This is a genomic window from Streptococcus parasanguinis (genome assembly GCF_009717775.1).
Classification (GTDB): domain Bacteria; phylum Bacillota; class Bacilli; order Lactobacillales; family Streptococcaceae; genus Streptococcus; species Streptococcus parasanguinis_AG.
In genome coordinates, this window is record NZ_WMZF01000001.1 from 173,239 (window position 1) to 186,078 (window position 12,840).

Consider the following 12,840-nt stretch of genomic DNA (forward strand, 5'->3'; position numbering starts at 1 on the left):
AGAAGAAATGTCAAAATACAATTGGGATGAGAGACACATTATTACTTTTCCTGAAGAAAAGGTGGTCCTATCGACCAAAGATTTGCATGTCTATTATGGAACGAACGAGTCCATTAAAGGCGTCGACATGCAGTTTGAAAAGAATAAGATTACAGCCTTGATCGGTCCTTCAGGATCAGGGAAATCAACCTACCTCCGTAGTTTGAACCGAATGAATGATACCATCGATATTGCGCGTGTAACGGGTGAAATTTGGTATGAAGGAATCGATGTCAATCGTCCAGATATCAATGTTTATGAAATGCGCAAGCACATCGGGATGGTTTTCCAACGGCCCAATCCTTTTGCCAAATCGATTTATAAAAACATCACCTTCCCGCATGAACGTGCTGGGGTGAAAGACAAGAAGATCTTGGACGAATTGGTCGAAACTTCTTTGAAACAGGCAGCTCTGTGGGATCAGGTCAAGGATGACCTTCATAAATCAGCCCTGACACTTTCAGGTGGCCAACAGCAACGACTTTGTATCGCACGGGCCATCTCTGTGAAGCCAGATATCTTACTTATGGATGAGCCAGCATCAGCGCTTGATCCGATCGCGACAGCGCAACTAGAAGAAACTATGCTTGAGTTGAAGAAGGATTATACCATTGTCATCGTGACCCACAGCATGCAGCAAGCAGCCCGTGCTAGTGATTATACTGGTTTCTTCTATCTTGGAAACCTCATCGAGTACGATAAGACTTCGAATATTTTCCAAAATGCGAAATTGCAATCGACCAACGATTATGTATCTGGTCACTTTGGATAAAGTAAAATGACAACAAAAAGGAAAATAGAATGACAGAACCAATTTTGCAAGTCAAGGACTTGTCGGTTTATTACAATAAAAAGAAGGCTCTAAATAGCGTCTCCTTGGACTTTGCTCCAAAGGAGATTACAGCCTTGATTGGTCCTTCAGGATCAGGAAAATCTACCCTTTTAAAAGCTATTAACCGTATGGGCGACCTCAACCATGAGGTCACCACCACAGGAACCATCCTCTACAATGGACATAATATCTACGGACCACGGACCGATACGGTCGAATTGCGTAAGGAAATCGGAATGGTCTTCCAACAGCCCAATCCATTCCCAATGTCCATTTATGATAATGTGACCTACGGATTGATGATTAATGGTGTCAAGGACAAGGCTGTCTTGGATGAAGCAGTTGAAACCTCTTTGAAACGCGCTTCCATCTGGGATGAAGTCAAGGATCGCCTGCATGATTCGGCTATCGGACTTTCCGGTGGTCAACAGCAGCGGGTTTGTGTGGCGCGGGTTCTTGCGACCAGTCCAAAGATTATTCTTTTGGATGAGCCAACTTCTGCGCTAGACCCTATTTCAGCTGGGAAGATTGAAGAAACCTTGTATGGACTAAAAGACCGCTACACCATGCTCTTGGTGACACGCTCCATGCAACAAGCAAGTCGGATTTCCGATAAAACAGCCTTTTTCTTGGATGGGGATTTGATCGAGTACAATGACACCAATGAAATGTTCTTGAACCCAGCTAAGAAAGAAACAGAAGACTATGTCTCTGGTAAATTTGGATAGGAAGAAAATAAAATGTTACGAGTTCAATTTGAAGAAGATTTAGAGAAGTTGCATAATCAGTTTTATGCAATGGGAAATGAAGTGTTGAGTCAGATCAACCGTACAGTTCGTGCTTTCGTGACCCATGACCGTGAATTGGCCCGTCAGGTCATCGAAGATGATGCGGAGATCAACGAATACGAAGTGAAGCTTGAGCGCAAATCTTTTGAGATTATTGCTCTTCAACAGCCGGTTTCACAAGACCTTCGTGTCGTGATGACCGTCTTAAAAGCGGTCTCTGACTTGGAGCGGATGGGGGACCACGCAGTATCGATTGCCAAGGCAACGATTCGCATGAAAGGGGAAGTCCGTATCCAATCTGTTGAGGAAGAAATCAGCAAGATGGGCCGTGAAGTCAAAGATTTTGTCGAAGCGACACTAGATGTTTACCTCAAAGGCGATGTGGATTTGGCCTATGAAGTTGCTTCACGAGATGAAGTCATCAACCATTACTTCGATAGCATCCAAGAATTAGCAACAGAAGAAATTCGGAAAAATCCAGAGTCCATCGTGACGGGTCGTGATTATTTCCAAGTGATCAACTTCTTGGAACGCATCGGAGATTATGCAAAAAATATCTGTGAATGGGTAGTTTACTTTGAAACAGGTAAAATTATCGAAATGTAAGATCATGGAGTCTTTTCGATCTTAGACAGGCATTGTTATGCTTGTCTTTTCTTTTATCCCAACTTTGTGATAAAATAGTTTTATTAGGGCTTTTGATTGGAAAAGCGTAAAACATTTAAAGGAGGAAATTATGCAAGCAGTTGCACATTTTGTAGAAACATTCGTTCCAGAACATTATGAAGTGTTTTTGGATTTAAGTCGTAAAACCAAGACCTTTAGCGGTCGTGTGGTGATCACAGGTCAAGCCAAGGCGGACAAGATCTCGCTTCACCAAAAGGATTTGACCATCGAAACAGTAGAAGTAGCAGGTCAAGCCCGTCCATTTACGGTTGATGATGCCAATGAAGCAGTTTATGTTGAATTGGAAGGCACAGGTCAAGTGACAGTTACTCTGACCTATTCTGGTAAGATCACTGACAATATGACTGGGATTTACCCATCTTACTACAGCATTGATGGCGTGAAGAAGGAAGTCCTTTCTACTCAGTTTGAGAGCCATTTTGCGCGTGAAGCCTTTCCAAGTGTGGACGAGCCTGAAGCTAAAGCAACGTTTGATCTTTCTTTGAAATTTGACCAAGAAGATGGCGAAATCGCCCTCTCAAATATGCCTGAAATCGATGTGGAAAACCGCAAAGAAACAGGTATTTGGAAGTTTGACACAACTCCTCGCATGTCTTCTTACCTCTTGGCCTTTGCGGCTGGAGACCTCCAAGGAGTGACAGCTAAGACTAAGAATGGAACCCTTGTCGGAGTCTACTCAACAAAAGCTCACCCATTAGAAAATTTGGACTTCTCATTAGATATTGCCGTTCGTGCTATTGAATTCTACGAAGACTACTATGGCGTTAAGTATCCAATCCCTCAATCCCTTCATATCGCTCTTCCAGACTTCTCTTCAGGAGCGATGGAAAATTGGGGCTTGGTAACCTATCGTGAAGTTTATCTCCTTGTAGATGAAAACTCGACTGCCCAAAGCCGTCAAACAGTAGCCTTGGTGGTGGCTCACGAATTGGCTCACCAATGGTTCGGAAACCTCGTGACCATGAAATGGTGGGATGACCTCTGGTTGAATGAAAGTTTTGCCAATATGATGGAATATGTCAGCTTGGATGCTATCGAACCAAGCTGGAATATCTTCGAAGACTTCCAAACAACCGGTGTGCCTGCTGCCTTGAAACGCGATGCTACAGATGGCGTTCAATCCGTCCATGTGGAAGTCAAACACCCTGATGAGATCAACACCCTCTTTGACCCAGCAATCGTTTACGCCAAGGGTAGCCGTCTCATGCACATGCTTCGCCGTTGGTTAGGCGATGACGCCTTCCGTAAAGGCTTGAAGATCTACTTTGAAAAACACCAATACAGCAATACCATCGGTCGTGACCTTTGGGATGCTCTTGGGCAGGCTTCAGGTCGTGATGTCGCAGCCTTTATGGATTCATGGTTGGAGCAACCAGGATACCCTGTTGTCTCAGCTTCTGTGGAGAACGATACCTTGATCATCCGTCAAGAGCAGTTCTTCATCGGAGAAAGAGAAGAAAAAGGTCGCAAGTGGGTTGTTCCTTTAAATAGCAACTGGACAGGTATTCCAGATACTTTGGAAACTGAAGTCTTAGAAATTCCAAACTACAGTGCCTTGAAAGCAGCTAACAGCGGAGCTCTTCGCTTCAATACAGAAAATACAGCTCATTATATCAGTGACTACCGTGGGGAATTGTTGGAAGACATCCTTGCTGAACTTGCTAGCTTGGATAGCACTTCGAAACTACAAGTGGTTCAAGAACGCCGTCTCTTAGCGGAAAGTGGTCAAATTTCTTATGCAAGCCTCTTGCCAGTGATTGAACACTTGACAGAAGAAAGTTCCTACTTGGTTGTTTCAGCTGTTTCGAGCGTCTTAGCTGGAATCAGTCTCTTTGTGGATGAAGGAACTGAAACAGAAGCGGCCTTCCATGAGTTGTTGAAACGCCTGAACCGTTACAACTTTGAACGCTTGGGTCTAAAAGCGAAGCCTGGTGAAACAGAAGAAGACGAAAAAGTTCGTCAACTAATGATTGCTAATATGATCAAGGCCAATGATGAAGCTGCAAAAGCTCAAGCGAGCGCTATCTTTGAAGCGGATGCAGATGATTTGGAAAAACTTCCAGCGGCCATCCGCTTACAAATCTTGGTCAACCAAATCAAGCACCAGGAAACCAAGGAGCTTAGCCAACAATACCTGGATACTTATGTTAAGACAGTTGATGGAAACTTTAAACGCCAGTTGGCGGCTGCACTTTCTTATACCAAGGATAAGGAAACTTTGGAAGCTCTATTGAAGGAGTGGAAGAACAAGGATGTGGTGAAACCTCAGGACTTGGCTATGAGCTGGTATTACAACTTCTTGCATGATGACTTTACCCAAGGTAGAACCTGGACTTGGGCGCGTGAAAACTGGGATTGGATCAAGAAAGCACTTGGTGGTGATATGAGCTTTGATAAGTTTGTCATCTACCCAGCTAACTGTTTCAAGACCCATGAACGGTTGAATGAATACAAGGCCTTCTTTGAGCCTCAATTGGATGATATGGCGATCAGCCGTAATATCAAGATGGGAATTAAAGAAATTGCAGCTCGTATTGATCTTATCGAGCGGGAGAAAGCAGCAGTAGAAGCCGCTATCCTTGCGACAAAATAGATTGAAAAAAGATGCTACAGAATTCATTCTGTAGCATCTTAGAATGTAGACAACGTCATCTTTGAAACTTTCCTTAGGTGAGCACGGACGTCAGCGAACTTCTTTGAAGTTCCATGACTTAGTTTTGAGCCTAAGGTCTCAAAACTCCCGAGTGCCTGAAACAATTGTGTTTCAGGCACTTTTCTCACGGCGGAAAGTTTCAGTGTATATTTGATTGAGACTTAAAAAATATATTATTTTAATTTTTGGGGCATCATTTAGGTTGGTTAATGATAGTTTAACTACATCCTAATGGAATGGGAAAGAAGTCCTCTCTTTTCAATTTTTCCACCCCCGCATAGATACAACAGTCTGGAAGAGTGTTGGAGGTTGCAGATAAAGGAAATACTGTTTGCGTCACCTCAAAGCAGTGCTATGAGCAATCAACCAATGTGTCAAACTGTTATTTCTATCTAACATCAAAGGCTGGACAGATTTTGCCCAGCCTCTTTTTTATAAATGACCTGAATAAGACCTCAAAGGAGAAGAATCATTAGTTTACTGGACTTGGTAAGAGGATCTCCGTTCGATAATGGCCATTTTCTTTGAATCGTTTGATAGTTCCTTGGTATTCTTGTACTAGGGTATCAACGTTTCGTAAGCCCCAACCATCTCTTTGACGTGTTTTACGAGTCTCTTGTTCCTGTTCATTAAAGGTATTGTTGATCGAAATAAATAGATTTTGTTGAAAATAACGTATATTCAGAGACAATGTTCTCTCTGATTTATCAGTCAATCGAAGACAGGCTGAAATACTATTATCCAAACAATTTCCTAAAATAACAGCTAGCACATCTGGCTGAATAGATAACTCTTGTGGGATAAAGCAGTCAATTTCTAATGCAATTTCATCTTCCACATCGTGCAGTTTTTGATTCAGCAAATAATTAACCGTTGGATTTTTGGAGTAAAAGGTTTGTTTTCCTGAAATACTATCGGTTAACGATTGAAGGTACTCTCTAGCTTCATCAGGATTTTCTTCTAGAAGTGCCAACAGGGTTAAATGTTTATTTTTTAAGTCATGCCGAAGACTTTGCAATCGTTGGTATTCTTCTTGAGACTGCTGTGTTTCTCTTAATTGGAATTGAAGTTGTTCTTTATCTAATTTATTTTGATAATAAGCGTGCTGTTGTTGAGAAAGATGTAAGGTAAAATACAGCGAGGAAAACGACAATACAATAAGAGACAAGAGTGAAATGACAGAAAGATAATCTGGTCCAAATACTTGCCCTTGAATAGCAGATACAGTAAAGGCAAAAATAATCGATAAAATCGGCACGATAAATTGATACAGCCAATTTCTTCTAGATGTTGCCATGCTTAACTTTTGATGTGTTCGAAATAGCTGTCGAAGAACAAGAGTGATCACAGTTGAAAAAAGAAAACTGATGGCAAGGTAACCACTAATCATTCCTAAATTTTTCGATACTTTTGACAGTGGAAGAAATAGTTGGATAGCTTGATTGAGGACAGCTCCGGCTAATAATGTCAGGCTTGTTTGTAAGAATATCCAAAAGGAAGAATCACGAAAGGAGTAGCCAAAATAGAGTCCTACAAGAGAGGATTCTAAAATACTAAGAAGGAGATTGCTGACTAAAAAAACGCGACTTTCTAAAAATAGAAACACTAGAGCCACATGAAAAAGAAAGCAACAACAAAGGACTAAAAGTGTCTCTTTTGAATGTTTACTTTTGGATATTGGCCCATAAAATAAAACACTTGCTAGAAATAAGTCAAACAAGATACTAATGATCCGCAATCCTATTAGCATTAGAAATTCCTTTCACTGAGATAGTTATAGTATTTTTCTTTAAAAGAAGACTGGAACTTACGACTAATTGGAAGTGAATGCTCCTCGGTTCCATTTAGCAAAATAGTTACTGTTTTCGCATCAAAATCTTTGATATATTTGGGATTTACAATATAAGAAGCATGAATTTGAATAAAATAATCAGGTAGTTTATCTAAAATTTCTTGAGTTTTCAGTAAGGACTTATAGGTATCTGCTAGTGTGTAAATAAAAACGGAACGCTTATCTTTCTCAAAATAGGTAATGTCACTTAAAGGAATAGAGTAACTTTGTTTTCCAAATGAGAAGTTAAAGATGGTTTGTCCTAAATCTAAATAACGTAAAATTCTGTCTACTACCTTATTTAACCTTTGGGGTTCAATGGGTTTTACTAAGTAATCAAAAGTCTGTACTTCAAATACTTGTTCCATGTAATCACGATAGCTGGTCACAAAAATAATGGGGATAAAAGGATTGAACTGACGAATTTCACGTGCAAGGTCAATTCCAGTAATTTGTGGCATATCAATATCCAAAAAAACACAATGTGTATCCCTTGTTAACTGTTCTAGCATTTTTTGTGGATTTGTATATAGTTTTGTTTCTACAGGAACCTTGTCGTAAGAAAGTAAATACTGTTCTAACTGACTAGCATCTCTAGTTGAGTCATCACAAATAACGACGTTTAACATAAGTCCCCCTTATCAAATTGAGTTGGCTAATTATGACACTTAAATGGTAAATCATGACGTAAACCATGGGAAGTCATATGTTTATTATACAATAATCTTATCAAAAATGAAGGAAGCTGGGAAAATCTTCTCAGTCTTGAGTGATGAGATGAAGACATTTGCGACACTGACTATTAGTGATTTGACAAAATCATTCGATAAGCAACATTTTGCTAATAACCATATTTCCTTAGAAATAGAAGCTGCTAAAATTACAGCTTTTTTAGGACACAATGGTGCTGGTAAGTCCACCCTCTTAAATCAAATGATTGGTTTTACCAAACCTGATAAAGGAGATGTATGCTATGGAGATATTTCTTTTGTTCAAAATCGTAAACAAGCTCGCTCAATGATGAGCTATATGTCGCAACAGTATGCACCACTTGAAAAATTGACGGTGGAGCAAAACATAGAAATGCTTGGAAGAATGAGGGGATTAAACACCTTAGATTTACAAAAAGAAATGGATCAGCTCCTAATCGACTTGGAAATTAAGGAGTACCGAGCAAAACAAGGAAAGGATCTCTCAGGCGGTTTAAAGCGTCTAACTTCTTTTGCAATGGCTTTGATTGGATCTCCGACCATTATTCTTCTTGATGAGCCGACGAACGATGTCGATCCAATACGTCGTGAAAAACAGTGGCAATTATTACAGAAGTTGGCGCATAAAGGTCATACCATTATTATTGTGACACATAACTTGTTGGAAGTTGAAAAATATGCAGACAACTATGCCTTATTTAACCATGGGAAGTTAATCAAATCAGGCTCAGTTCAGCAAATAACCTATCAAAAACAGTATCAAATATCTTTTGAGTTTAGGAATGAAGATAGCTTAGCTCTATTTCATGATTATAGCATCATCAATGGTTCGATTTGCCAGATTGAAATAGAAGAGGAGGAGTTAACGAGACTGCTACCAAAACTAACACAGGAATTGGATAGAAAGAATATTTTTAATCTGTCACTTACTCAGAAAAACGTATCCATTTCAGATCTTTATAGAGAGGAGTTGACAAACTGATATGACTCAATTTTTTTACTTACTTCGTTGGAACTATCTTCGTCAAAAAGATCTATTTCTACTCTTTACGCTAGCTCAGGTTCTGTTGTCCATTTCACTTCTTTTTGGTTATCCACTGGTGATCGGTGAGATTGATACGACAGCTGCCTACTATCTCTCTTCTGGTTCAGTTCTGATAGGAATCATTTCTATTGGCTGTACGATTTCATCCCCTGTTATAGCAAATGCGAAGTCAGAAGGACATGTAGACTACGTACGAGCCCTTCCAATACCACGAATTCTGATTTCTTTAGCAGATCTTTGGATGTGGATGATTGCTATTTTACCTGGAGTGTTCATTTCTGTTATACTGGGCTATTTTCGTTTTTCTGTCCGCCTAAATGTATCTGTTCTGGCGGTTTTCATCCTATTTCTCATCTGTCTTACGATGATCAGTCTTGGTTTTGCCATTGCTTATACTTTTTCTCCCAATATTGTCACGCTGATGTCTCAGTTGATTCTCATGATTGGTTTGATGTTTTCACCAATCATGTACCCTGCAAGTCGTCTTCCAGATTGGATAAACCATCTCTATCATGTTTTTCCATTTGTCCCTTCTGTCAACCTCCTACGAGCTTGTGTCTATAGTCATGGTCACGTCTCATTTTTTGACCTCACTATTCTGATCATCTGGATTTTGCTAACACAGTTACTGATCTTGAGAGTTCTTTATAAGGAAAAATAAAGGAAGGAGGATCTATGTTTTTCATCATTAAAACAGTGTTCTCTTTAAAAGGAGTTCAATTGAAGAGATTTATATATGTTTCCCTACAACAAAAATCAACATCTGCGTTCAGATGTTGATTTTTTTAATATATCTGCTAAGCCCTTTGAATCTTATTTGAAATACCAGTGGTGTTTGAGGCTGGCAAAAATTGCCTTGCTGGTGATCGTGATGATGACCAGTTTGATGAGGTCAGCAAGGATAAAGGGAGCAACGACCAAAGTAAATGCTTTTTGGAGATCGGTATGCGTGACCAGCATAAAGCCGATAGCTCCTGACACAAAGAGGAGAGCACTACTGAGGAGATTGGCCAAAAAGATAGTGACAAGGCTGGATTTAGCACTCGTGAACAGAGACGTGATCCATGCTCGGAATGGGAAGAAGAGGAGGAAACCAGCGGTAGGGCCAAGGAAATGCGAAGCACCACCAGCACCACCTGCAAATACTGGAAAACCTAAGAAGCCTAAAAGCAGGTAAAGGCAGACTGTGACAAAGGCATGGCTGGGTTTATAGATGGTCCCGATGATCCCGATCATGAGTGTCTGTAGGGTCAAAGGAATAGGCCCAAAGGGAACGGTGAATTGAGACAAGACGCAAATCATTGCGGTACCGATGGCAATTAAAACTAAAGGAAATGTTTTCTTCATAACAGTTAACCTCTTATTTATTTTATGGTAACTATTCTACAATAAGGGACTCAACCTGTCAATAGCCCATGCTTGTTTTAGGATTTTTTAAGTAAAAATTTAGGCAGGCTTAAGACTCCTGAAGTATAATCGCCTTATTAAAGGATCGAGCTCCCTTTAAATTTTAAAAGACAAGTACTTATACAAAAAGATAAAAGGTAAAAAGATGAATCAAAAAGAAACAAAACAAGTAGTCGAAACGCAAGAATCCAAAGAAAAAATGGTTGTCCTCAAACGAAGCCCTAAGTGGTGGATTGGAATGGCAGCAGTTGGTGGATTGTTGGTTGGTGCTGGAAGCGGCTTTGGTGTCGGAGTCATCGCCTCTCAATCTTCCAATAACCAACAATTTTCTCAACCGGTCCAAACGGGTCAGAACCAAGGATCCAATCAGCAACAAAATAGTCAAAATGGCCATGCTTCACAAGGAAACCAGCAAAATGGTGGCCCGCAGGATGGCGGCCCTCAAGGCGGTGGTCCACAAGGTGGTGGCCAAGGACAAGGCGGCCCGCAAGGTGGCGGTCCGGGTCAAATGCCACAAGAAGGCAATGGTGGCCCACAAGGGAATGGTCCAGATAATGGCATGAACCAATCTGGCGGACAAGAAGGGAACCAGGGGTCCTCTAAAAAGTCCAATAAGAAGAATTCAAAAAATAAAAACAAGACGAGTGATAGTCAAAGTAACAAAGAAAACACGACAAATTCATAGAATAAGCCTTCCTCAGGCAGGCTGAATGTGATCATAAAACCAGGTTCTAAAGTATAGGAAATGAAGGCAAGTCGTGTTATAATGGTTAAGAATAGATTAGAAAGACTCGCTCACGAAAGAGAAGAGGATACGACGATGATTAAAATTCTATTGGTCGAAGATGACCTTGGTTTGTCAAATTCAGTATTTGATTTTTTAGATGATTTTGCGGACGTCATGCAGGTCTTTGACGGAGAAGAAGGTCTTTACGAAGCAGAAAGCGGGATCTATGATTTGATTTTGCTGGACCTGATGCTTCCTGAAAAAGACGGTTTCCATGTCTTGAAAGAATTGCGTGAAAAAGGCGTGACAACCCCTGTTTTGATCATGACAGCTAAAGAAAGTCTGGATGACAAAGGGCACGGCTTTGAGCTAGGGGCAGACGATTACCTCACCAAGCCTTTCTACCTAGAAGAGCTTAAGATGCGGATTCAAGCTCTCTTGAAGCGCTCAGGAAAGGTCAATGAAAACACCCTTAATTATGGCAATTTGAAGGTCAATTTATCTACCAATTCGACTTATGTGGATGGGAAAGAAGTGGAACTTCTTGGGAAGGAATTTGATCTTTTGGTCTATTTCCTTCAAAACCAAAATGTCATCCTTCCAAAGACCCAGATCTTCGATCGTCTCTGGGGCTTTGATAGTGACACAACCATCTCAGTGGTTGAAGTCTATGTTTCAAAAATCCGTAAGAAATTAAAAGGTACTGATTTCGTTGAGAACTTGCAAACATTGCGCAGTGTGGGGTATATCTTAAAAGATGCTAACCAGAATTAAGAAAACCGTCGGGGAAGATGATTTTTCCTACTTCATCCGATATTTTGGGCTCTTTACTTTGATATTCTCAGCCATGACCCTGATTATCATCCAGGTCATGCGCTCGAGTCTCTATACAACGGTCGATGAAAACCTCAAGACTCTCAGTCAGGATCCCTACTCGCTTGTAGCGATTGCTTATCGAGACCAGCGACAGTCAAATACCAAAGGAGATGATAATGATCATGAGATGATGATCCCAGATCATGATCAATCAGAACCTAAAGGGGATGTCACATCCAATACCACTGTTGTTTTGCTCAATAAAAAATATGAAAACTTGACAACCGGTAATGGGTTTTTAAACTTCAAAACGGTGACGTTTGGTCGAAAGCTCCTCAACAAGGTTTCCCAGCTCCAAATTACAAACAGCTATGGGAAAAAAGAAAGTTACCGGGCCTATATGGCAGAGTTGAGTTTATCTGATGATGAAAGTGATAGTGACATCAAGTATGCGGTTGTCATGACCAATATCAGTCAGCTAGAGCAGACCAGTGAAGAGCACGAAAGCCAAATTGCCCTTGTCATGATTTGCTTCTGGGGAATCTCCTTATTCGCTAGTCTCTTCCTAGCACGTCTCAGCGTCAAGCCCCTTCTTGAGAGTATGCAAAAGCAAAAGGCTTTCGTGGAAAATGCTTCCCATGAGTTGCGGACGCCCTTAGCAGTCCTGCAAAATCGCCTCGAAACGCTTTTTAGAAAGCCTGAAGCGACCATTATGGAATCGAGTGAGAATATTGCATCCAGCTTGGATGAAGTTCGAAATATGAAGCTCTTGACCACCAACCTTCTTAACATTGCCCGAAGAGATGACGGCTTGAAGCCGGAGATGGAAGATATCGAACCAAGCTTTTTCGATCAGACCTTCTCGAATTTTGAGATCATTGCGGAAGAAAATGACAAACTCTTCCGAGGAGACAATCAGGTGGACAAAGTCATTTGTTCTGATAGAACGCTCCTCAAGCAATTGATGACTATTCTCTATGACAATGCCTTGAAATATACCGATGAAGATGGCGAGATCCAGTTTGAAGTCCAGTTGAAGGATAAAAATCTTCTTTTGAGAGTGCTGGATAATGGTCCAGGGATTCGAGATGAGGATAAGAAACGGATTTTTGATCGTTTTTACCGGGTCGACAAGGCCAGAACCCGTCAAAAAGGTGGATTTGGTTTGGGGTTATCCCTCGCTAAGCAGATCGTAGAAGCCTTTAAAGGGACCATTCAAGTCAAAGATAATAAACCAAAAGGGACCATCTTTGAAGTGAAATTATCCATTAAGACGGAAAGTCGTAAAAAAAATCGTTCATAATC

Annotated in this window: 12 protein-coding genes; 9 read left to right on the forward strand and 3 right to left on the reverse strand. The window is 40.7% G+C overall.

What is annotated here, in order from left to right; translation table 11 throughout:
* Positions 1-7: 7 nt before the first annotated feature.
* The 4 genes from pstB (GMC92_RS00820) (at position 8) to GMC92_RS00835 (ending at position 4,939) form a co-directional block, all read left to right on the forward strand.
* Positions 8-811: a phosphate ABC transporter ATP-binding protein PstB gene (gene pstB, locus GMC92_RS00820; protein ID WP_003006600.1), complete on the forward strand. Its 804-nt coding sequence runs from the start codon at positions 8-10 to the stop codon at positions 809-811.
* A 29-nt stretch (positions 812-840) separates the two neighbouring features.
* Positions 841-1,599, forward strand: coding sequence for a phosphate ABC transporter ATP-binding protein PstB (gene pstB / locus GMC92_RS00825; RefSeq protein WP_003003393.1), 759 nt, complete (start codon positions 841-843; stop codon positions 1,597-1,599).
* Between the two features lie 12 nt (positions 1,600-1,611).
* Positions 1,612-2,265: a phosphate signaling complex protein PhoU gene (gene phoU, locus GMC92_RS00830; RefSeq protein WP_003006603.1), complete on the forward strand. Its 654-nt coding sequence runs from the start codon at positions 1,612-1,614 to the stop codon at positions 2,263-2,265.
* Between the two features lie 130 nt (positions 2,266-2,395).
* Positions 2,396-4,939 carry a M1 family metallopeptidase gene (locus GMC92_RS00835; protein WP_155199465.1) on the forward strand — a complete coding sequence of 848 codons (2,544 nt, stop codon included), beginning with the start codon at positions 2,396-2,398 and terminating at the stop codon, positions 4,937-4,939.
* Positions 4,940-5,471: 532 nt separating this feature from the next.
* On the opposite strand, the gene GMC92_RS00840 is transcribed toward GMC92_RS00835, so the two are convergent.
* Both GMC92_RS00840 and GMC92_RS00845 read right to left on the reverse strand, forming a co-directional pair.
* Positions 5,472-6,749: a sensor histidine kinase gene (locus GMC92_RS00840; RefSeq protein ID WP_155199466.1), complete on the reverse strand. Its 1,278-nt coding sequence runs from the start codon at positions 6,747-6,749 to the stop codon at positions 5,472-5,474.
* On the reverse strand, positions 6,749-7,459 hold the full coding sequence (locus GMC92_RS00845) for a LytR/AlgR family response regulator transcription factor (RefSeq protein ID WP_014713137.1): 711 nt from the start codon (positions 7,457-7,459) through the stop codon (positions 6,749-6,751). Before GMC92_RS00845 ends, GMC92_RS00840 begins: the two co-directional genes overlap by 1 nt.
* A gap of 106 nt (positions 7,460-7,565) precedes the next feature.
* On the opposite strand from GMC92_RS00845, the gene GMC92_RS00850 reads away from it, so the two are divergent.
* Together GMC92_RS00850 and GMC92_RS00855 are read left to right on the forward strand one after the other, a co-directional pair.
* Positions 7,566-8,522 (forward strand): ABC transporter ATP-binding protein, encoded by a 957-nt coding sequence (locus GMC92_RS00850; protein ID WP_155199815.1) that lies wholly within the window; start codon positions 7,566-7,568, stop codon positions 8,520-8,522.
* A gap of 1 nt (position 8,523) precedes the next feature.
* Positions 8,524-9,246: an ABC transporter permease gene (locus GMC92_RS00855; protein ID WP_155199467.1), complete on the forward strand. Its 723-nt coding sequence runs from the start codon at positions 8,524-8,526 to the stop codon at positions 9,244-9,246.
* A gap of 152 nt (positions 9,247-9,398) precedes the next feature.
* Here the strand turns inward: GMC92_RS00855 and GMC92_RS00860 are convergent, their stop codons facing one another.
* The gene (locus GMC92_RS00860) at positions 9,399-9,932 is read right to left on the reverse strand and encodes a biotin transporter BioY (RefSeq protein WP_155199468.1); all 534 of its coding nucleotides are present in this window, start codon (positions 9,930-9,932) and stop codon (positions 9,399-9,401) included.
* A gap of 205 nt (positions 9,933-10,137) precedes the next feature.
* Here GMC92_RS00860 and GMC92_RS00865 point away from each other — a divergent pair, with 205 nt between their 5' ends.
* From GMC92_RS00865 to GMC92_RS00875, 3 genes are all read left to right on the forward strand, one after another.
* Positions 10,138-10,677, forward strand: a complete 540-nt coding sequence (locus tag GMC92_RS00865; RefSeq protein ID WP_003006614.1) for a hypothetical protein — start codon at positions 10,138-10,140, stop codon at positions 10,675-10,677.
* Positions 10,678-10,812: 135 nt separating this feature from the next.
* A complete protein-coding gene (locus GMC92_RS00870; protein ID WP_021152983.1) occupies positions 10,813-11,493 on the forward strand; it encodes a response regulator transcription factor in 681 nt (226 codons plus the stop codon).
* Positions 11,477-12,838, forward strand: coding sequence for a sensor histidine kinase (locus tag GMC92_RS00875; RefSeq protein WP_155199469.1), 1,362 nt, complete (start codon positions 11,477-11,479; stop codon positions 12,836-12,838). The genes GMC92_RS00870 and GMC92_RS00875 overlap by 17 nt, the downstream gene beginning before the upstream one ends.
* Positions 12,839-12,840 lie beyond the last annotated feature (2 nt).

What these genes read in the sequence shown, in the direction of transcription:
- pstB (WP_003006600.1), top strand. Translation starts at nt 8, where the DNA reads ATGTCAAAATACAATTGGGATGAGAGACACATTATTACTTTTCCTGAA.
- pstB (WP_003003393.1), top strand. Translation starts at nt 841, where the DNA reads ATGACAGAACCAATTTTGCAAGTCAAGGACTTGTCGGTTTATTACAAT.
- phoU (WP_003006603.1), top strand. Translation starts at nt 1,612, where the DNA reads ATGTTACGAGTTCAATTTGAAGAAGATTTAGAGAAGTTGCATAATCAG.
- GMC92_RS00835 (WP_155199465.1), top strand. Translation starts at nt 2,396, where the DNA reads ATGCAAGCAGTTGCACATTTTGTAGAAACATTCGTTCCAGAACATTAT.
- GMC92_RS00840 (WP_155199466.1), bottom strand. Translation starts at nt 6,749, where the DNA reads ATGCTAATAGGATTGCGGATCATTAGTATCTTGTTTGACTTATTTCTA.
- GMC92_RS00845 (WP_014713137.1), bottom strand. Translation starts at nt 7,459, where the DNA reads ATGTTAAACGTCGTTATTTGTGATGACTCAACTAGAGATGCTAGTCAG.
- GMC92_RS00850 (WP_155199815.1), top strand. Translation starts at nt 7,566, where the DNA reads ATGAAGGAAGCTGGGAAAATCTTCTCAGTCTTGAGTGATGAGATGAAG.
- GMC92_RS00855 (WP_155199467.1), top strand. Translation starts at nt 8,524, where the DNA reads ATGACTCAATTTTTTTACTTACTTCGTTGGAACTATCTTCGTCAAAAA.
- GMC92_RS00860 (WP_155199468.1), bottom strand. Translation starts at nt 9,932, where the DNA reads ATGAAGAAAACATTTCCTTTAGTTTTAATTGCCATCGGTACCGCAATG.
- GMC92_RS00865 (WP_003006614.1), top strand. Translation starts at nt 10,138, where the DNA reads ATGAATCAAAAAGAAACAAAACAAGTAGTCGAAACGCAAGAATCCAAA.
- GMC92_RS00870 (WP_021152983.1), top strand. Translation starts at nt 10,813, where the DNA reads ATGATTAAAATTCTATTGGTCGAAGATGACCTTGGTTTGTCAAATTCA.
- GMC92_RS00875 (WP_155199469.1), top strand. Translation starts at nt 11,477, where the DNA reads ATGCTAACCAGAATTAAGAAAACCGTCGGGGAAGATGATTTTTCCTAC.